Genomic DNA, 20,493 nt, shown 5'->3' with positions numbered 1-20,493 from the left:
TCCACGGCACGAAGGCGGCCGCGCCAACGCTGCCTCCCGGCGGCGCCAGGGTGCCCTCCCGCGGGGCGGTCAGGTCAGGACGTTGATCGGTGCGCCGTCGAGGTAGGCCAGGATGTCCTCGAGCATCTGGGTGTAGCCCAGCCGGTGGGCCTCCACGGTGACGAAACCGATGTGCGGGCTGAGGATCAGGTTGGGCGCGCCGAGCAGCGGGCTGTCCTGCGGCAGCGGCTCCACGTCAAAGACATCCAGGGCCGCCCCGGCGATCGTTCCCTCGGCCAGCGCCGCAACCAAAGCCGCCTCATCCACCAACGGTCCGCGCGACGTGTTGACCAGCCTGCCGGCTGCACCTAGCAGGTCCAGTTCCGCGGCTCCGACCATCCCCACGGTCGATTCCGCGAGCTTCAGGTGGATGCTGACGATGTCCGAACGGCGGAACAGGTCCTCCTTGGACACCAGCTTCGCCCCGTGCTCCGCGGCGCGCTCTGTGGTCAAATGCGGGCTCCACGCCAGCACGTCCATCCCGAAGGCCGAAGCGTAGCCAGCCATCAGCTGGCCCAACCTGCCGAGACCGAGCAACCCGATCGTTGACCCGGCCAGATCGATTCCCATCCTGGCCTGCCAGACCCCGGCACGCACGTCCCGGTCATTCTGCGGGATCTCCCGGGCCACAGCCATCACCAGCGCCCAGGCCAGCTCGGCGGGCGCCGCGGTCCCTTTTTGCGTTCCGCACACGGTCACCCCGCGCTCGCGTGCCGCATCCAAGTCGATCGAGGCATTGCGCATTCCGGTGGTCGTGACCAGCTTGAGGCCGGGCAGCCGGTCCATCAGTTCGGCGGTCATCGGCGTCCGCTCGCGCATAGTCACCACCACCTGCGCCCCGGCCAGGCGCTCGGCGAGCGCACCGACGTCGTCGAGATGGTCAGTAAAGCGTTCGACGGCGGCGCCCGCCGGCAACTGCTCCCACGGGGCACTGCGGAGCGCTACGTCCTGATAGTCGTCGAGGATCGCGATTTTCACGGTGACAGCCTAGCGGCGACCCAGGCCGCCGCCGAAGAGACGGCACGGCGCCAGAGCGTGCACCACAGAGTTAAACGACGCAGGGCAGGGTCCGAATCTCCGGACCCTGCCCTGCGTGGCGCGGGAATTAGTTGGACGGCAGGACGAAGGCCGAGTCCACCGTGATGGTGACCTTGTCGCCCACCAGCACGCCGCCGGCTTCCAGGGCAGCGTTCCAGGTGATGCCGAATTCCTTGCGGGAGATCTGGGTGGTGGCCGAGAAGCCGGCGCGGGTCGCACCGAACGGGTCAACCGCCATGCCGCCGAACTCGACGTCGAAGACCACGGGCTTGGTGGTGTCCTTGATGGTCAGCTCGCCGGCCAGCTTGAACTCTTCCGGGCTGCCCTCGACGCTGGTGGCCTTGAAGGTCATGTTCGGGTACTGCTCCACATTGAAGAAGTCCTCGCCCTTGACGTGGGCGTCGCGGTTGTCGTCGTTAGAGTCGAACGAGGCGGTCTTCACGACGGCTTCGACGGAGGACGTGGCCAGGCTGTCGCCGACCACGAGGGTGGCGTCGGCGTCGGTGAACTGGCCGCGCACCTTGCTGATGCCGGCGTGGCGGACGGAGAAGCCGACCTCGGTGTGGGACTTATCAAGGTTCCATGTTCCTGGGGTGAGCTGAACGGCCATGTGGTGCCTCCTGGTTGTGAAGTCTGAATCTGAAGCTCGGGTGAACTTCATGCTTATGCATCTACAATAACACCTGATGGTTGAAGTGTCAACCAATTTCTTCTAAACGGGCAGGAAACTCTTCGCTCGGCCAGGACGCACGGCGCGCCCGCTGAACCGGAGCGCAGTCCGCTAGGCACAGAGCTTGCCGGGAGTGGTTGTGTTGGCGCCATGCCGGGTAGATGATCAAACCAGGGTCCGAGGTGTCTTTCGTGCAGGGAGGCAGGGCCCGGAACCGATGGAAGGGCAAGGACCGGCATGGCAGCACCGCCAGTGTCGAAGGCCGCAGTATTGACGGCGTGGGTGCCGGCCATGGTGGCGGGCATCGTGTCAGCGGCAGTGCTCTTTGCCGTGGCGGAGCTGACCGCAGCGTTCTTTGGCCCGGCCGCCTCACCGTTTGGCTCCGTCGGTGCCGCCGTGGTTGAGCTGTCGCCGACCTGGCTGACCGAGTTCGCCATCTCCACCTTCGGCACCGCCGACAAACTGGTTCTGTTCATCGCCATGGGGATCGTTGCGGCAGTGTTGGCCGCGGGGATCGGTGTGCTGGCCCTTCGGAACTGGACCGCCGGTGCACTGGTGGTGGCAGCGCTGGGCGTGGGCATGGCGGTGTGTATCCTCACCCGGGCCGGCTCCGTGCCCGCGGACGCCATCCCGACGGCGTTGGGAACCGCAGCCGGCTTGTTCTGCCTGCGCTGGCTGATCCGGCTCCTGCCCGGAGCCGGCGCAGCGGGTGCCGGCGCAGCGGGAGCCGACGCAGCGGGAGCCGGCGCGGACGAAGCCCTACGGGAATCCGATCCGGGACGCCGTCGATTCCTCGCGACCGCAGGACTGATGGCGGGCGCCGCGGTCGTGATGGGGATCGCGGCCGGCGCCGCCTCCGCGGCCCGGAACGGCGCACGGCAGGTGCGGGAGGCCTTGGGGCTGCCGGCACCGGCGCGGCCGGCCAAGCCGCTGCCGGAGGGAGTGCGGGCGCCGGTGGACGGGGCCATTCCGTTCGTGACGCCGAACGCTGGCTTCTACCGCATCGATACCGCGCTGTTTGTCCCGTCGGTAGATCCGGCGGATTGGAAACTGCGCGTCCACGGGCTGGTGGAGGAAGACATCAGCATCGACTTCCAGGACTTGCTCAAGGCCGAACTGGTGGAGAGCTACACCACCTTGACCTGCGTTTCGAATGAAGTGGGCGGGAGTTTAGTTGGGAATGCACGCTGGCTGGGCTACCCGCTGCGGGAACTGCTGGCGCGTGCGCGGCCGCTGGCGGAGGCCGACATGGTGCTGTCCACCAGCATCGACGGGTTCACGGCTTCCACCCCGCTCGCTGTGCTCACCGATGGGCGCAACGCGTTGCTCGCCATCGGGATGAACGGTGAACCCCTGCCACTGGAGCATGGTTTCCCGGTGCGGATGGTGGTGCCGGGGCTTTACGGGTACGTGTCCGCCACAAAGTGGGTCGTGGACCTGGAGCTCACCCGGTTTGCGGACAAGACGGCGTATTGGACCAGCCGCGGCTGGTCGGACCATGGCCCGATCAAGACGGCCTCGCGGATCGACGTGCCTCGCCCCGGCGCCAGCGTGGCCGCCGGCCGGACGGCTTTCGCGGGAACGGCTTGGGCGCAGCACCGCGGCATCTCGAAAGTGCAGGTGCAGTTGGACGACGGCGATTGGACCGACGCCCAACTGGCCGCGGAGGCTTCCGTGGACACCTGGCGACAGTGGTATTTGGTGCAGGACGATGTCTCCGCCGGGCAGCACAGGCTCCGGGTTCGGGCCTGGGACGGAGACGGCAAGCTGCAGACGGAAACTCCGGCGCCTCCGGCCCCGAATGGTGCCAGCGGCTGGCACAGCATTGCGTTCACGGTGGACTAACGGCCGGGTCATCTTCGTCACAGGGCAGGCAGGTCGGGCGCGGAAATCCGCACCGCGGCGGCGGGAGGCTCCCAGCTTCGGTTGCTATGCTCAATAGCCGCCTCCCGCAGCGGCAGGCGGCCGTCCCGCCACAGGCGGGCACCGCCGTCGTTCTTGGCACACCGATTCGCCCACCGTTCACCTTCCCTTCCCGTCCAGGAGACCCGCATCCCGATGACAAGCCCGGCAGTATCCAATCAGCACAAGGACCTCATGGAGCGCCGGTACGATTCCGGCGTCGCCGACATCAACCGACTGATTGACGAGCTGCGCGAGCAGAAGCCGGGCACCGAGGTCCCCTATGTGGACCCGATCCACGACGCTGATGAATGCCGGATTGTGTCGCTTTACTCCAACATTGGGCAAGCGTCGGACACCGGCTTCATCTGGCCGGGCGATGAGGACGCCACGACGCGGATGCTCGGGCTCCAATGGCAGCTGGGCCTGCGGCCGGAATACGTGATGCCGTGGAACGTGCACCCCTGGTTCACCCCGGGCGAGGCCAATGGCAAGCTCACCCCGCAGCAGATCAGCGCCGGACTTAAGCCGCTGTTGCGGATGCTGGCCCTGGTGCCGCGGGCGTCGGTGCTGGTGGCGCATGGAACCGAGGCCCAGCGGCTCGCCGGCCTGCTGCTGAAGACCGAGAACCCGCTGCTCTGGCGGCGCGGCTTCAAGACGTTCAAGGTACGGGCGCTCAGCGGCCGGGCGTTCGCCGGTTCCCCGGCGCGCCAGCAGGAATGGCTGGACGTCATGCATGAGGCCTACGCGGACGCGATGGCGCGCACCGGATTGGGACGCCCCGGCAAGTAGCACCCGCGCTGCCGACAGCATCACCGACCCCCGGGGCGCCTTCCTCCTGGTTGCCACCGCGCGGCTTCCTGCCGTAGCGATTTCGCTACCCCGCCGCTAGCCTGAGCGTGGACGGGAGGAGCGCTGATGCCCGGGTGGATGACCGCGTTGGCCTTCGGGTTGCTCGGCGGAGCCGTGCTGGGCCTCGATAAGGCTATGACCGCGGAGGGGAACCCGGGCCGGTCATGAAGGCTACGGTGCCCGCGCGCGAGGCGGAGGAGAAGTCCAGCGTACTGACCGTCATCATCGCCTTTTGTGCCAATGCACTGGTGGCAGTGGCAAAGTCTGTTGCCGCGGCACTCACCGGGTCTGCGTCGATGACGGCGGAGGCAGCGCACTCATGGGCCGATACCGGGAACCAAATCTTCTTGCTGATTGCCGAGCGCCGGTCGAACAAGCCGCGGGATGCACGGCACCCGCTCGGCTACGGGCGTGAAGCCTATGTCTGGTCCATGTTCGCCGCCTTCGGCCTGTTCACCGCCGGGGCCGTCATCTCGGTGTGGCACGGCATCCAGGTCCTGGCCAACCCCGAGCCGGCCAGCGACTTCATTGTGGCCTATCTGGTGTTGGCGCTGGCGTTCGGGCTGGAAGGGGTTTCCTTTGTACAGGCCCTGCGCCAGGCCAGGAAAGGCGCCAGGCAGTACCGGCGCCACACCTTGGAGCACGTCGTCATCAGTTCCAATCCCACTTTGCGGGCGGTGTTCGCTGAAGACTTTGCGGCCCTCATCGGCATTGCCATTGCGGCTTCGGGCGTCGCCCTGCATCAAATCACCGGATCTGCGGTGCCGGACGCCATCGGGTCTATCCTGGTGGGCCTGCTGCTCGGGACCATTGCGGTAGTGCTGATCGACCGAAACCGGAAGTTCTTGGTAGGAGAACCTGCGACCGGCGAGGCGCGCACCGCCGTCGTCGACTTGCTGTTGCAACATCCGGAGGTGGACCGGGTGACCTACCTGCACATGGAGTTCGTCGGACCTTCACGGCTGTACGTGGTGGCGGCGGTCGATATGGTCGGCGACCTGCCCGAACATGATGTGGCGGTGGCGCTGCGCCGGGTGGAGCGCGCACTGGAGGAGCACGACCTCATCGAAGAAGCCGTCCTGACGTTGGCGACACCTGGCGAACAGCCCCTGCTGGGAGATTGAATTTTGCCGTCAACCGCTCGTGTCCGGCCCATGACGGATTTATACTGTGGGAACGCCCCGCGACAGGGCCTCAAACCGGGGTCCGCCGGCCGGGGCAACTGGAGAATCAGGTGCGTTGGTCGCTTGAACATGCGGTCCCTGCCGTTGTGCCAAGGCCGGGTCCCCCGCCACCGCTCCGCCGCCCGCTGGGCCGCTGGTTGGTTAAGGACAAGGTCCCGCCGGTGGGCCGGGAAAGCGCTCCGGGGACCGCGTCCTACCCTTGGTGGAAAGTCGTCTGCCTGACCGGCGTCGACTATTTTTCGACGCTGTCCTATCTTCCCGGAATCGCCCTGATCGCAGTCGGACCGCTGTCGCCGCTGGCCACGTTGCTCATCGTGGGGCTCACCTTGCTGGGCATGCTGCCGCTCTACCGGCGTGTGGCCGCCGAGAGCCCGCATGGTCAGGGTTCTGTGGCCATGCTGGACCGGCTGCTCCCCTTCTGGAAGGGAAAGGTGGTCATCCTCGTCCTGCTCGGGTTCATAGCCACCTCTTGGATCATCACGATCACGCTGTCCGCCGCCGACGCAACGGTGCACGTGCTGGAAAATCCCTACGTCCCCGGCTTCCTGCAAGGCGAGGCCGTCCCTGTCACCATCACCCTGCTGCTGCTCCTCGGCGGCGTCTTCCTGACCGGCTTCAGCGAGGCGGTGGCCATTGCCGTACCGCTGGTTTCCGTGTTCCTGGTCATGAACGCCGTGGTCATCGCAGCGGGGCTGGCGACGATCGCCCAGGAGCCGGGTCTGCTCTCCGGCTGGACCCAGGCGGTGGCATCGGCGAACGTCGGTTTCGGAAGCCTGGCTTTGACCCTGCTATTGGCCTTTCCGCTGCTGGTCCTGGGGCTGTCCGGCTTCGAAACAGGCGTGAGCATGATGCCGCTGGTCGCCTCGACCGGCGAGACCCGGGCCCAGCGCCTGGCCTCGCGCATCCACAACAGCAAGAAACTGCTCACCTGCGCGGCGGTGGTGATGAGCGGTTTCCTGCTGGGCAGCAGCTTCGTCACAGCGGTTATGGTCCCTCCCGAGGCCTACGCTCCCGGAGGACCCGCCAACGGCAGGGCCCTGTCGTATCTGGCCCACGGGATGTTTGGCGAAGGAATCGGGACGATCTATGACGCAGCAACCATCCTGATCCTGTGGTTCGCCGGAGCCTCGGCCATGGCGGGGCTGATCAACATTGTTCCGCGCTACCTGCCTCGATTCGGCATGGCACCCGAATGGACCCGCGCCATCCGGCCGGTGGTCCTTGTCTACACCGGCGTCAGCGTGCTGATCACCCTGGGTTTCCGCGCCGACGTCAATGCCCAGGCCGGAGCCTACGCCACCGGGATCCTGGCCATGATGGTCTCTGCAGCCGTCGCGGTAACCTTCACTGTTGCCCGCCGGCAGAAGCTCCGCTCCGCTGCCGGGTACGCCGCGCTGAGCTTGGTCCTGCTGTACGCGCTGCTGGCCAACATCGTGGAAAAGCCGGACGGCATCGCCATCTGCGGCCTCTTCGTCCTGGGCATGGTCACGGTGTCGCTGGTCTCCCGGGTCACCCGGACGATCGAGCTGCGCGCCGACCGAATCGAGTTCGACCAGGCAGCCCGGCGGTTCATCAGCGATTCGCTGGACTATGACGGCGCGCTGGACATCATCGCCAAACGTCGGCCAGGCAATCAAGCCGAGTACAGCGCCAAAGAGGCCTCCCAACGGTACATGAATGCCGTGCCTGGCAGTGCGGACGTCTTGTTCCTCGAAATTGACATCGTTGACCCGTCTGCTTTCACCAAGGTCCTGCGGGTCCGCGGCGTTGACGTGGATGGGTACCGGGTGCTGCGGGCGGAAAGCCCCGCTGTACCAAACGCGATTGCGTCCATCCTTTTGGCGATCCGGGATGCGACCGGTGTCCGCCCTCATGCCTATTTCGAATGGTCCGAGGGCAACCCGCTAGGCCACCTCTTCCGCTATCTGCTCCTGGGGCAGGGCGACACCGCGCCCGTGGTCCGCGAAATCATCCGCCAAAACGAACCCGATCCGGCCCGCCGCCCCGGCATCCACGTCGGCTGAGAGACCCCGGAGGCGTCGGGAGCGCCATTGCGGCCCGAACAGATGGCGGTTTAGATTACTGGCATGTCTCATGAACCAGGAATGGGGGCGCCTGGAGCTACCGGGGGGTTGTCCGGCGAACCGGAACGTCCTGCGCCGCCGCGTCCGCCCCTGTCGGACCGTACGCCGGCACCGATCAGGGAGATCCTGAAGCCGCCGCCTGCCGTCAAAAGGGTCCGGTTCCTGTGGGTCTTGAGTTTCGCGTCCGGGCTGATCGCGGGGATCTTCGCGTTCTTCGCCCGGGACGGGATCCTCGAGCACGTGCGCGGACTCATCAACGGACTGGAACGGGGCGACGACCAGCAGACCGTGGAGGCCCTCGCGGTGGTGGTCTTTTGGGGGACCCTGGGCATGCTGGCGCTGGTCATCCTGATCGAGGCTGTGCTGCTGGGTGTGCTCATGCGCCGGCACGGGAAAGTGCGGTTCGTGCTGCTGGCCATGTTGTTGGTCAATGGAGCCGTGACGCTCTTGGCCGATGCCTTCCTGGCGGCCCCGGGCGATCAAGAGTTGGGCATCAGAGTCTTGCTGGTGCTGCAGCTGGTTCTAGCCGGCGCGGCGGTAGTCGCCAGCGTCTTGGGCGGGGCCAGCCAATGGTTCCGTGCCGATAACCAGGCGCGCGGCCACCCGGCCCCCTGACGCAGGCTGCATGCCGGCCAGCAGCTCCTCTCCGCTGCGGATGACGGTCTGGCAGGCTTCCGCGACGGCCCGGCCGCGCAGCGGATCAGCCGCTACCGCGTGCCACCGCCGCAGGGATGCCAGCGCGTGTTTCCGCAGTTCGTCGTCGGGCGTTTCCCGGGGCAGGCCGAGCCGTTCGTGGGCAGAAACACCGTCGCCGCCGATCATGCGTTCGGCTTCGGCGGCCAGCTGCGGTTCCAGCGGCAGCCCGGTGGTGCGCGCTACCGCCAGCATCCGCAGTTCGCGGAAGGCGTGGGCGCTGGCGAGCAGCCGTTCCAGGGTCGCCGCGACCGCGTCCGTGCCGGGGCGCGGATGGTCGTTCAGCAGCTTCTCAATGCCGACCAGGGCGGTGCGGGCTTTCAGCTGTCCGGCGCGGGCCTGAAACTGCCCTCTCATCACGGCCAGCAGTTCATCCAGCCCGCTGCGGCGGGCCAGTTCGTGGGCCAGCACGGTCGGATCAGAGATGCCTCCGCGCAGCAGTGCCGCTGCCAGCCGGAGTCCGAAGACCCCGAACCGGTCCAGCAAGTCCGCTCGTGCTTCCGGCGTCGCAGTCAGCGGTCCTCCGGGGCGGACGAACCGGTCGGCGGACAGCAGCAGACGCTCGCGCTCCCGGCGGTCCAAGGACGCGAGTTCGGTGAGGATGGAAAACTCCGCCTGCCTCAGGCTGCGGGCCGATTGCGCCAGCAGGCCGGCAATCGGGACTACCCCAAGCGCCAGCGCACGCAATGCGCCATCGCGGCGGTAGCGCGCGGCTATCTCCTGGGCGGAGAGCAGCGCATCAATCCGTCCCGCACCGACCTCGTCCGCGCGGGATAACACGGCCAGCGCGTTGACCGTGCCGCTCTGGCCGGCGGCGGTGTCCCGGAACGACTCCAAAAAGCCGAGGTCGGATGCGTGGAGGTGCCGCAGCAGGTAGATGATGGCGTCCGCTTCCGAAGGTGCGTCGGTGGGCACCAGGAACTCGGTGGAGCGGGCCGACACGTCCCGGGAGAGCGAGGCAATGCCCGGCGTGTCGATCAGTGTGATGTCACGTAAGGTCTTGGACGGCCAGTCCACCACCAGCCGTGCGACGTCGCCGGCCTCGATCCCGCCGAGCTCGAAGGCCAGCCGGCCGTGCGTCCGCTTGATCGGCACGTTTCGTGGCGATCCAACCCGCGGGTACAGGGTGATCCGCGGAGTGTCGCCGTAGCGATACCAGGTGACCACCCGGGTGCACTCCCCCGTGTCGGTCGGTGCGATCTCCTCACCAATGATGGCGTTGAGCAGCGTCGATTTGCCGGCCTTAATCATGCCGGCAATGGCCACCCGCAAGGGCTCGTCGAGGCGGTGCGCATAGCCCTCCAGAACCTGACGCACAGCGGGGTCATCGCGGTAGGCTTCGATCGCTTCTTGAACCAGCCCGCGAGCCGCCTCCACGTCCGCTCCCGCATTCATTTCTGTGCCGCCAACTGCGGCGCAACATCCAGCGCAAGAGCCTGTTTGCGAAGCGATTCCACGAGCGCGAGCGATGCTTTGATCTCCCGGATCCGCAGGCCGCGTTCCTGGTTGAAACTGCTCGCTGCCTTCTGTGCGGCCAGCACCGAATCGGCCAGCGAGCGGTGATGCTCTTCCGCCAGAGCAGTGAAATGGTCGCGGGTGCCCCGCTGGACCATCCGCAGGCGGTCCTTGAGCTGCTTGCCCACCTGGAACACGACCTCGTCAATCTGTTTCCGCACCAGCGCCTTGGCTTCCTGCTGGCGTCGCTTCAACCGGGCTTCCTTGTCCTCCCGGTATGCCTTGCCACCCAGCAGCAGGCCGGCACCGACCGAAATCGGGTTGATTAACGCCATGCCCATAATCCCGGTCAACAAACCGAACATCAGTACTCCGCCGTACGAGCCGCGCATGCCGATCAGGATCTTCTGAACCGGTCCCATGCGCCCGGGATCCAGGCCCGGGATCCCCTCCACCGGATCCAGCACGTTCTCGGTGGAATCCACTTGCAGCGACGGCAGGGTTACCTCATCCTGATTGAAGTGTTCGGCGACCCGTTCCGCCAGCCACAGCGACCGTTCGTTCGTCCACACGAAGGTGTCCGAAACGGCCGACGCGACCCGCTGTTCCAGCCAGTGCACAAACTGGTCCCACTGCGGACCTGGATCACCGGCATCGATGGCCTGCTCCGCGTCCCGCAGAATACTGCGCAACCGGTCACGCAGGTCATGTTCCATATCCGAGATCAAGTCGCTTATGCCGTCATTGAGCGTGACCTGCCAACGGGAAGAACGACGGCGGAGCTCATCGGCGCGTTCCTTGGCCGCTTCCAGTTCGGCGAGCATCTCCGGCGTGCCGTCCGGATTTTCCAGTGCGCTCAATTCGGACTTCAGCGACAGTTGCAAATGATCGGTGGCGGAGATCAGGTCCTGGGCCACCGAGCGCCGCTGGAGCCTGTCGCTCTGGGCCAGGATGTTGTTCCGCAGGTATGCCACCAGCTCCGGGAACCCTGATTCGGCGTTTAATTCACTGTCGCGCAGCGCGGCGGCCTGCAGCCGCAATTCCGAGGAGAGCGGAATCAGCGGCATATCTGCCCCGATCCGCTCCAAATGCCCCCGGTCCAGCTCGGCCACGCGCCGCCATTGCGGGTACAGGTCCGTTTTAGACAGGACTCCGGCTACGTTCGGGCAGATCCGCTGGGCCTGCCGCAGGAACCGGAGTTCCGGCTCGGTGAACTCCTGCGATGCATCGGAGACCAGCAGCATGGCATCTGCTGTCGGCAGCGCGGTCAGCGTGGTCAGGGAGTGCGCCGAGTCCAGTCCGCCAACGCCCGGAGAGTCGACCAGGGCCAATCCGCCGTCCAGGATTTTGCGCGGGAGCAAGACTTCCGCGGCTGCCAATCGGCGCTCATTGCCCGGGTTCCCGCGTTCCGAAACGTACTGGGCCAGTTCCTCGAGAGCGATCGGCCGGCGCTCCAGTTCCACTTCCGCGTCAGCGGATGCGTTGCCGTCCTTCGGCACCAGGATCACGGCCGAGGCGGGATTCCCCTGCTTCACCACGGTGGGAACGGAGGTGGCGACGTCGTCGTCGATGGGACAAACCGGCGCATGCACCAGCGCGTTGATCAGCTGGCTCTTGCCCTGTTTGAATTCGCCAACGACGATCACCCTGGTGGTCGGGTCTTTCAGCCGCTTGCGGGTCTGTTCCAGTCGCCGCTGCAAATCTGCGCGTTCGCCCTTCGCGGCAAGTTCCAGACCCTGTTCCACCAGCTTGACGAGTTCCGCCACCGTTTTCCCTCCTGTTTCCGGCCCCCAGCCGGACCGTAACGCTGTGATGCTGTCCAGCAGGAGGTCCCCCCGGCCCCCTGCTGGACAGCTGATCTGTCGTGATTCAGTTGTCAGATCGGTATCGGTTAGTCCATCTCGACATCTGCATCGACCACGTCGTTATCGGTCAGCAGGTCGTTGTTGTCGTTGTCAGCGATGACGATCGAGTCGTTGACCGACTGGTCAATCCCGGTGAACTCGGCGTCGATGTCTCTGATGGTGGTGTCGTTGTCTTCGTTCCCGACGGTGACCACGTTGTCCTGGACAATGAAATCGTTGTCCTCGTTGCCGATGGCATTGCCGTCATTGCCGATGGCGCTGCCGTCGTTATCAATCGCGTTGCCGTCATTACCGACGACGTTGCCGTTGCCATCAATGCCATCGTTGTCCTGCGTGGATGCATCGACGGTGATGTCGCCCGTCGTGACGTCGACCCCGTCGTTGTCCTGGGAAGCATCGATAGCGACGTCACCAACCGTGAGGTCGTTGTCCTCGTTGCCGACGTTGGTCAGGTCGATGTCCTTGGAGTTGTCGTTGAACGAGTCTTCCACCTCGACGTCCAGGTCGAGGTCCTCGTTGTAGGAGTCCTCGATGGAGTGGTCCTCGTTGTAGGAGTCCTCGATGGAGTTGTCCGTATTGCCGATCGCGATTCCGCCGCCGACGTTGCCCGTCGTGATGTTGACCGAGTGGTTGTTTTCGTCGCCGGTCGAATTGTCCACGTCTGCATCGTCCCCGGCCGCGATGGCTTCGTCGCCCGACGCTACCACCAGGTCATTGTCGAACCACTGCGTGACGTCGCCGTTGGCCCAGATGTTCTGGTTCACGGACTGGTCAATGTTGGTGTCCCGGTCGTCGATGTTGGAGGTGTAGGAGTAGTTGTTGACGATGTGCGTCAGCTGCTGCACCGCGTGGTCGTGGTCGTCGCCGCGCCCGCCGCCGTGGCCGCGGTCATCGTCGTCGTCATCGTCCCGGCCGCGTCCATGCCCATGGTCGTCATCGTCGTCCCGGCCGCGCCCGTGGCCGCGGTCGTCATCGTCGTCGTCATCCCAGCCGCGTCCATGCCCATGGTCGTCATCGTCATCGTCCCGTCCGTGGCCCCAGCCGCCGTTGTCGCTGGACCAGTCGCCGGTGTCACCGCCGTGGTTGCCACCGGTGTTGTACTCACGGTCGAAGGACGATCCGGAACCCACCGGTGCGTAGTCCAAGATGACCGGCATGATCGCGTCCACGTCATCCGAGCACACGCCGGACAGTCCGGCGCTGGCCAAGGCCGCGTCCGGGTCAGCGGTGAATTCGTCGGCAGCGCGCGGATCCCGGAGCAGATTCATGATGAATTCGAGAAGAGAGCTAGCAAGCGTAGGCATTATGTTGATTCCCCAATCTAGGTCCTACTGGATGTGGCCAAAAGCTATGGATGGTGGCCCGCCGAGCAATGTTGCTTGGCTTGATTCAAAGCTACGGTCGGGGTGCTGCTGCCGGCATCGGGGCTTCCTCCCCCGTTGCCCGCTCCCCGGAGGGGGATTACGGCTTCCGCGGACTAGGTAGGGTGGGCCCAAGTCCCGCTACGCCGCGGAACTACGGCCCTTGGGCGCCGTCTTCGCCCAGCGCAAGCCGTAGCTGGGTCAGTAGCTCGGAGCGGTTTGCAGCCCCCAACCGCCGGCGGATCCGCGCGATGTGGTGTTCTGCGGTGCGCGGCGAAATGAAAATCGCAGCGCCGATCTCCCGATAGGTCTTGCCCTCCAAAACCAACCGGGCCACTTCGCGCTCCCGCTCGCTCAAAGCGGCGCCCTCCGGAGCAGGTGCTTTTGCGGCTGGCAGGATTATCCGTGGTTCGTCCTTCGGGGCGGACTGGGCTGGATGGGCAGGCTCCGTGGTGCCGCGCGTCCCTGGGTGCAGATCCCGGGCGCAGGCCAAGAGGCGGCTCATGTCCTTGCGCTCATCCGCATGGGCTGCCGCGTGTCCGGCCAGCCGGGCGCCGTCCCAGGTAAGGCCGGCGGCCGCAAGTGCGCGGGCGGATTCTTCGACTGCACGCGGGTCGATCCTGCCCGCGAGGACGGATACCCAGCACCGGCCGGCTGTCGCCAGCACGGCCGCCAATCGATACTTGCCCGACGCCCGCACCAGCGCCGAGGCGTGGGGTGCCAGCTCGCTGGGCTTCTCCGCGAGGATTGCGGCTTGGACGGCGTACCAGTGCAGCGGCGTGGACCACAGGGCAGGCTCGTCCAGCCTTTCCAGCAGCGCCCACGCGTCAGCTAAGTGTGGCCGAAGCCGTTCGGAATCGCGCAGGCGGGCGGCGGCCACCGCCAGCTCGCCCAGCGGCAACAGGTTGTAGAGGTCGACGGCGACATGCAGCAGACGTGCCCGCGCCCGCTCCCAGGCACGCACCAAACCGGCCATATCGTCGGTTCGCCGCGCCAAACCCACGTGCAAAGCGTCCAGCAACAATTCGTCGCGCGGAGTAGGACTGGTTCCGCCGGCGGTAGCCTCCGCTATCGCCGCTACGGCGTTGTCGGGATGGTCCTGCAGCATGGCGACCCAAGCCCGCAGGAGCAGCAACCGGCGCCTGTCGGCTGGCCCGCCCTGGCCTCCGCGCAGCGCATCGTCGAGCACGGATTCGGCTACCGGGAGCTCCCCGCTGTGCAGGGCCACCAGTGCGGCAAGTGCCGCCGGGCTGTCCGGCAGTGGGATCGCAGCTCCGGAGGCAGTCAGCATGTCGGAAGCCCGGACCAGGGCTGGAAGGGCGCGTTCGGTGTGCTCGCCAACGGACTCCGCGATGCCTTGTCCCATCAGCGCGACCGCGACATTGGTTAGCGTTGGTGATTCTGCCGGTCGGTCGGCGGCGAGCAGGCTCCGTGCACTGTCTCGGTCGCCGGTGCCGATCATCACGACGGCGGCCAGAGCGTCGGAAGCATCTGCGGCAGGGGTGCCGACCCAGCGGTAGACCTGAGCACTCCGCGCGAGCATCCCGCGCTGGGCCCACAACGACGCCGCCACATCTGCACCGCGGCCCTTGTCAGGTGCCTCAGGTTGCGTCAGGACCGGGTCCACGAGCCGGCCGGCACCATCAAGATCTCCGGTGGCCAAAGCCGCTTGGGCGCGGCGCGCCGCCGTCGTTACTGCCGGTGCGCCGGCAGAGCTCGCTTCCTCGTAGAGCGTTGCGGCCAGTTGCGGCTCGGTCGCCAGGGCACTGTCGCCGGCCGCTTCGAGTGTGCGAGCCACGCGCGGATCCTGGAGCCCGCTTTGGGCGAGACCACGGGCTATGTCAGTAGGGTCCGGGGTCATGCCGGTGGATATGAGTTCGGCCAAGGCATGTTGGACCGCCCGCACCTGATGCGGTGGAGTGGTCTGAAGCAGGACGCTGCGCATCAGCGCGGGAAGGGTGCCCTCCGGAAGAACCAACCCCGCTGCCGCTGCCTGCGACATCAGAGAGTCGATTCCGCCCGGTGCGTCCTCCAGACCGGCCGGCAGGGGCCCTGCTGGATCGAAACCGACCGCCAGTGCCAGCAACAACTCGCGCAGGTCAGGCTCCAGCTTGTCGAGTTCATAACCGATGTGGTCGATGAGTCCACCGAACTCCAGCGGATGTTTCGGTAGCGCTCGGCCCCCATCACCGATCGCTTCCATCGCATGCTGAACCAGCCACGGCATGCCGCCCGTGAGTTCGAAGACCTGGTCTATGACGGAACCGGGAAGCGGCTTCCCCCCGGTGGCGGCGGCATGGGCCGCCACGTCGTCCCTGGTCCATGGCCCCAACAGGACCGGCCGGCGGTGTGCCTCGAGCGTTGCCGTTAGCCGTTTCAAAGCGGGCAACAGCGGCCACATTCGATAGGCGACGACTACGTTAACATGCTGCTTGTCAACCAACCGATGGATGCGCTCCACGTCAAGGGCGTTCAACTGATGCGCATCGTCGATCAGCACGGTGGTTCCCTCGTCCACCGCGCCTTGCTGCAGAGCTTGCGTTCCCGAACTCACGGGGATTCCTGCCTCGCGGTAGACCACCGCCAAGTTCTCCAGCAGGGTGCTCTTGCCTGAGCCGCCGGGTCCGGACACGCTGGCCAACAACCGTGACCGGGGGTCCACCGAGGCCTCGGCCACCAGTTGCGCGGCTTTGCGGTTTACCAGCCGCCGGCCAGCGGCCACGGGGATGTGTCTCGCAGCTGTCATGCCGGCACCGAAGGAGCCGGATCGGCCGCCGGATTTGGTGGCTGCTCCGAATCGGTCGAAGCCGGTGATGTCGGATTCTCTGCTGGCGGAGCTTCGACGGCGGTCTCTGACGACGTCGGCTCCGGGGCGGGGGTCGGCTCCGCCGGTTGAGGTTCCGGTCCAGTTGTCGGTACAGGTGTGACAACCGGGTCCGGCACGGGCGACGGACTCGGCTGTGTTGGTTGGGTCGGCACCGCGGTGCCAGGATTTGCCGGAGCAGGAGTGCCGGTGCCACTGTTGGTGCCGCTGTTGGTGCCGGGGTCGGACGCCGTGCCGGGGGCACCGGTAGGTTTACCGCCCCGATCTGGCGTGGGTGTGCCACCCGGAGCAGTCCCCGGCCTGCTGTCCGGCGCCGTCGTTGATGTTCGCGGCGTTTTGTCCTGCGGGGCGTTCCCTGCCGTACCGGACGTGGACGAGTCCTCCGGGCCCTGGCCGGCCTTGTCGGCCGCCTTTCCATCCGGGCTGTCCCACGAAACAACGGGACTCATACCGGGCTGCACCGGCTCGGCAGCCATCACCGAATTTGCCAAACCGGTGCCTTCGCTTTGCTGGCTAGCGCCGCCGGGGAGGTAGCTGTTCCGTTCCGCGGCGGTGCCCTGGGCGATGCCCGGTGATGAACCGAACAGACCGAAGTCTTGGGGACTTTGAGCGGCCGTGGCGGTCAGGGCCGTCAAGGTCGCCACCGCCACTGTCACGGCGGCCGCGCGCACAGAGAAGGCGTGCTTACGGGTGGTGCCCTCGTCGGCGATCGACTGCGCAACCGGGGCGGAAACACCGATGGGCGAATGCTTCCGTCCGCCCACTTCACTCGTGGTGGCTGCTTCCGCTTCCGTACTGCGCACGTGCGCCAGCGCGTGCTCCTTGGCCGGAGCTACATGGTCTCGGGCCACGAAGTAGGCAGCGCCCAGGCTGATCGAGGCCTTCGGATCCGCGTCTATCGCGATGGGACGTCCCAACTCAGCGGACAGCATTTGAGCGACCAGCGGGATCCGGGATGAGCCGCCAGTCAGCAGAACCGCGGTCAGGTCATCGGCGGCAACGTTCGCCGCCTCCAGCGCCCGGTTCAGGGAGCCGATAGTATCGCGCACAAGGTGCTCGATCAGGCCCTCGAACTCCGTCCGCACCAGGCGTATAGCCGTCTGGTGTTCCGGCAGCAAGACGGGGATGGTCGCCTCAGAGTCCACCGAGAGGGCCTCTTTTGCTTCGACGCAGTCGCGCCTGATTTGGGCCAGTGCCATCCGCGCCTCCGGCGTAGTGAGGTCTGCACCGTTCAGTCCGCCGTCCAGGTTGGCCGCTACGTGGTCAAAGACGAGGTCGTCAACATCCGCTCCGCCCACCCGGTCGAGACCTTCTGGCCTGCCCAGCAGGGTGAACGAGGAGGTGTCGTCCTTGCGCAGAACGGCAGCATCAAAGGTCCCGCCGCCGAAGTCGTAGACCGCGATCAAGCTCCCGGCCGGCACCCGTGCCTGCGAGGCGTAATGCAAGGCGGCGGCCTCAGGCTCGCTCAGCGGCACCACGTCAGCCAGCCCGACGGCGGCCAGAGCCTCCCGGATCAGTCCCACCTTGTAGTCGCCCCAGCTAGCGGGATGGGACACCACCACGCTTTCCGGGGCCTCGCCTTCGCGTTCCTGCGTCCGGTCGACGACCCACCGGACAACCGTGGCAAAAATGCTCTCGGGCGTGACGAACTGGTCCCCCACCAGGATCGGCACAGCATCACCGATCCGCCGCTTGAATTCGCGGACCACCCGCTCAGGGGAAGTAACTCCCCGTCTCTCGGCGGCCTCACCGACCAGGACGGTACCGTCATCGCCCAAATAAATGACGGACGGCACGGCCGCCGCACGCGAACCCAAACTAACAGGCTGCGGCTGCCGAGCGTCGAGATCCCCTTCCCCGTATCGGACAGTCGCTGCTGCCGTGAAACTTGTGCCGACATCGACACTCAGTACATAGGCCATGAATCCCCCATAGGACGCCCAGCGAGGACATCCCTCACCGCTTTCATACTGTTGCCAGAGCCACGCTCTGCTTCCCCCGCCGGCCGGATGCCCGCCCGTGTCCTAGGCACTGCTAGTGACACTCTCAGCTCCCGGCCGCAGTGCCCCAAAAGTGAATGCGGCATCCTTCCTGATGCCGTTCCAACATGGTTTAGCGTAGGAGCGCTTCCGGGGTAAAACAAGGGAGAATTCACGCCACAAAGCCCGGTCGTGACCATTCTGGAGTTGGTTAATGGTTCACTCAAAGCTTTGGTTAATGGTTACTTCCAAGGACGATAGATCCCTGCGAATGCACTGCGACAGTGGTACATATGCCGGTTTCAGCATCTGCCTGACGTCATCCCTCTCGGGGCGGTTTGGTCAACCGATTACACCTACTGCATACAACGAAAACCGGGCCGACCAGCACCTCGCAGGGCACAATAAAAATATGTCTGTCACCACCCGGGCTCCTCACACCTTTGCGGTCTTCCTTCGGGGCATCAATGTCGGCGGAATTCGGATTGCCATGAAGGATTTGAGTCAGGTCCTGGCTCATTCCGGCTTCGCGGACGTCCAAACGGTGCTGGCGTCGGGCAACGTGGTTCTCCGCACAGAGACCGATGATCCGGCAGTGGTCAAGGAAAGCGTCCAATCAACCTTGCGCGCAGCCTTCGGCTACGACGCCTGGGTGATCGTCAAAAGCCGGGAAGAAGTAGCGGCCATCATCGACGGCTACCCCTTTACCCCGGCCGAGGACGGTGTTCCCCGACATGCCTATGCGGTAATCACCACCGGTCGGGACGTAGTGGAACGAATGCTCGAGGACTGCCCCGGGCTGTCACCCGAAGAGCGTGCTGCTCCCGGCGGCGATGTCTTGTACTGGGAAGTCCCGAAAGGCAGCACCTTGGAGTCGAAGCTGTCCAAGCACCTTGCCAAGGCGAAGTACAAGCAACTGACCACCACGAGGAACCTCAACACGATGCACAAGGTGCTGGCCAAGTTTCCGCCACAGACCTGACAGGCGGCCGACGGCACGTGCTACCCAGGGTGGAGGCGCCCACACGTAATTCATCCTCTTGGAGGATGGTACGCCGCAGGGATGCGATTTTAGACTCGTAGCAGGCAGTCCAATAACCGGTGCGTCCGGCCAGAGGACTATTGAGGGAGGGGGGTCCTTTGCTGGTCGACTCAGTCACGTGGATATCTGCCGTCATCTGTGCCGGCCCCTTTGCCCTGCTCCTGGCCACCGGTGCGCTGGTCAGCATTTGGCGGAGCAACCGGCAGCGCGCCGCTAAGTCGGGCTGGTCCGTGGTGGTGCTGGCATTACCGCTCCTCGGCCCGCTGCTCTGGTTTTTGACCGCATCGCGCTGGGCCGCTGCCGGTATGTCCCGGTCCGACATAGCGCCTGTACATCGAGCAACAGGGCCTTCAGCCCCCTAAAGGTTCCTCCAGGATGAGTTCCCCGGTCCGATCGCTGCGGTCGGCCCCAATTATCGGCCATGCCTCGGGGGTATCGATCCATGCCATCTGCGTGTTGGACCTGAATCGCCCGCTTTCTTACTGTTGCCAGTATGACCACCTACGCGGCCGCGCAGCCCGAAAGCCACCCAGCCAACTCCGGAAAGCAGATCCTTCAGGTCGGGCCGGTGAATCCCGCCGTGGCTACTGCATTGGCCCAGGAGTTCGGTGCCCTGCGACTCCCGGACGGCCCGGAGCGCGCAGAATTCCTGCTGCGGCACGCCGACGGCGTTCAGGTGGCGGTCTGTTCCGGCCGGATCGGTGTGGATACCGATCTGATGCGCCGACTGCCCAACCTTGAGGCCATTGTGAACTTTGGCGTGGGCTACGATGCCACGGACGTCAAACAGGCGAAGGAACGGGGCATCGCCATCAGCAACACACCGGACGTACTCACCGACTGCGTGGCAGACACGGCGCTGGCCCTCTACCTGGATGTGCTGCGCCAAACCACCGCCGCCGACCGGTTTGTCCGCCGGGGCAAGTGGCAGTCAACCCCGTCCTATCCGCTGGCCGTCCGCGCTTCCGGCAAGAAGGTCGGAATCCTCGGCCTTGGCCGCATCGGCAGGGCCATCGCAGCGCGATTGGAGGCCTTCAACTGCGAGATCCACTATCACAACCGCCGTCCCGTCGAAGGCTCCGACTTCGTCTACCATGCCTCACCGGCCGCCCTGGCCGACACCGTGGAGGTACTGGTCATCGCCGCAGCCGGAGGCCCCGAGACGGCCCGCCTGGTCGACGCCGAGGTGCTGGCCAAACTCGGTTCTGACGGCTATCTGGTCAACATTGCCCGAGGCTCCGTAGTGGACGAACAAGCCTTGATCTCCGCCTTGACGGAGGGCCGCTTGGCCGGTGCCGGGCTGGATGTCTATGCGTCCGAACCGCACGTCCCCGCCGAGCTGATGGAACTGGAGAACGTCGTCCTGCTCCCCCACATCGGCAGCGGAACCCACGAGACCCGCGCCGACATGGCCGCACTGACCCTGGAGAACCTGCGCTGTTACCTGCGCGACGCTTCACTGGTCACTCCGGTGAACTAAGGCGCAACGCAGATACTTGTAGGAC

Annotated in this window: 15 protein-coding genes; 8 read left to right on the top strand and 7 right to left on the bottom strand. The window is 65.8% G+C overall.

Going from position 1 to position 20,493, the window contains the following annotated elements; genetic code table 11:
• Positions 1-69: 69 nt before the first annotated feature.
• On the bottom strand, positions 70-1,017 hold the full coding sequence (locus AC5RWX_RS02195; RefSeq protein ID WP_493945130.1) for a D-2-hydroxyacid dehydrogenase family protein: 948 nt from the start codon (positions 1,015-1,017) through the stop codon (positions 70-72).
• A 127-nt stretch (positions 1,018-1,144) separates the two neighbouring features.
• On the bottom strand, positions 1,145-1,687 hold the full coding sequence (locus tag AC5RWX_RS02190; RefSeq protein ID WP_493940004.1) for a YceI family protein: 543 nt from the start codon (positions 1,685-1,687) through the stop codon (positions 1,145-1,147).
• A 297-nt stretch (positions 1,688-1,984) separates the two neighbouring features.
• Between AC5RWX_RS02190 and AC5RWX_RS02185 the strand changes: the two genes are divergently transcribed.
• The 5 genes from AC5RWX_RS02185 to AC5RWX_RS02165 all read left to right on the top strand — a co-directional run bounded on the left by AC5RWX_RS02185 (position 1,985) and on the right by AC5RWX_RS02165 (position 8,384).
• Positions 1,985-3,592 carry a molybdopterin-dependent oxidoreductase gene (locus AC5RWX_RS02185; protein ID WP_493945129.1) on the top strand — a complete coding sequence of 536 codons (1,608 nt, stop codon included), beginning with the start codon at positions 1,985-1,987 and terminating at the stop codon, positions 3,590-3,592.
• A gap of 213 nt (positions 3,593-3,805) precedes the next feature.
• Complete coding sequence (locus AC5RWX_RS02180; RefSeq protein WP_493945128.1) at positions 3,806-4,441, top strand: uracil-DNA glycosylase family protein; 636 nt, start codon at positions 3,806-3,808, stop codon at positions 4,439-4,441.
• A 224-nt stretch (positions 4,442-4,665) separates the two neighbouring features.
• On the top strand, positions 4,666-5,625 hold the full coding sequence (locus AC5RWX_RS02175) for a cation diffusion facilitator family transporter (protein WP_493945127.1): 960 nt from the start codon (positions 4,666-4,668) through the stop codon (positions 5,623-5,625).
• Positions 5,626-5,846: 221 nt separating this feature from the next.
• Entirely contained in the window at positions 5,847-7,709 is a 1,863-nt protein-coding gene (locus AC5RWX_RS02170) for an amino acid transporter (protein ID WP_493945126.1), read from the top strand.
• 63 nt (positions 7,710-7,772) lie between these two features.
• A complete protein-coding gene (locus AC5RWX_RS02165) occupies positions 7,773-8,384 on the top strand; it encodes a hypothetical protein (protein ID WP_493945125.1) in 612 nt (203 codons plus the stop codon).
• On the opposite strand, the gene AC5RWX_RS02160 is transcribed toward AC5RWX_RS02165, so the two are convergent.
• The 5 genes from AC5RWX_RS02160 to AC5RWX_RS02140 form a co-directional block, all read right to left on the bottom strand.
• The gene (locus AC5RWX_RS02160; protein ID WP_493945124.1) at positions 8,292-9,857 is read right to left on the bottom strand and encodes a dynamin family protein; all 1,566 of its coding nucleotides are present in this window, start codon (positions 9,855-9,857) and stop codon (positions 8,292-8,294) included. The two genes, AC5RWX_RS02165 and AC5RWX_RS02160, sit on opposite strands and share 93 nt — an antisense overlap.
• The gene (locus AC5RWX_RS02155) at positions 9,854-11,683 is read right to left on the bottom strand and encodes a dynamin family protein (protein WP_493945123.1); all 1,830 of its coding nucleotides are present in this window, start codon (positions 11,681-11,683) and stop codon (positions 9,854-9,856) included. Before AC5RWX_RS02155 ends, AC5RWX_RS02160 begins: the two co-directional genes overlap by 4 nt.
• A gap of 125 nt (positions 11,684-11,808) precedes the next feature.
• Positions 11,809-13,086 carry an IniB N-terminal domain-containing protein gene (locus tag AC5RWX_RS02150; RefSeq protein ID WP_493945122.1) on the bottom strand — a complete coding sequence of 426 codons (1,278 nt, stop codon included), beginning with the start codon at positions 13,084-13,086 and terminating at the stop codon, positions 11,809-11,811.
• Between the two features lie 211 nt (positions 13,087-13,297).
• Complete coding sequence (locus AC5RWX_RS02145; protein WP_493945121.1) at positions 13,298-15,889, bottom strand: LuxR C-terminal-related transcriptional regulator; 2,592 nt, start codon at positions 15,887-15,889, stop codon at positions 13,298-13,300.
• Complete coding sequence (locus tag AC5RWX_RS02140; protein WP_493945120.1) at positions 15,886-17,784, bottom strand: Hsp70 family protein; 1,899 nt, start codon at positions 17,782-17,784, stop codon at positions 15,886-15,888. Before AC5RWX_RS02140 ends, AC5RWX_RS02145 begins: the two co-directional genes overlap by 4 nt.
• A gap of 574 nt (positions 17,785-18,358) precedes the next feature.
• Here AC5RWX_RS02140 and AC5RWX_RS02135 point away from each other — a divergent pair.
• The 3 genes from AC5RWX_RS02135 (at position 18,359) to AC5RWX_RS02125 (ending at position 20,468) form a co-directional block, all read left to right on the top strand.
• Positions 18,359-18,928, top strand: coding sequence for a DUF1697 domain-containing protein (locus AC5RWX_RS02135; RefSeq protein ID WP_493945119.1), 570 nt, complete (start codon positions 18,359-18,361; stop codon positions 18,926-18,928).
• A 119-nt stretch (positions 18,929-19,047) separates the two neighbouring features.
• A complete protein-coding gene (locus AC5RWX_RS02130) occupies positions 19,048-19,350 on the top strand; it encodes a PLDc N-terminal domain-containing protein (RefSeq protein WP_493945118.1) in 303 nt (100 codons plus the stop codon).
• 131 nt (positions 19,351-19,481) lie between these two features.
• Positions 19,482-20,468: a 2-hydroxyacid dehydrogenase gene (locus AC5RWX_RS02125; protein WP_493945117.1), complete on the top strand. Its 987-nt coding sequence runs from the start codon at positions 19,482-19,484 to the stop codon at positions 20,466-20,468.
• Positions 20,469-20,493 lie beyond the last annotated feature (25 nt).

The organism is Arthrobacter sp. SPT-J7 (genome assembly GCF_059089965.1).
The sequence above is the reverse complement of the archived record's forward strand: the minus strand, read 5'-3'. Positions and strand labels throughout refer to the sequence as shown.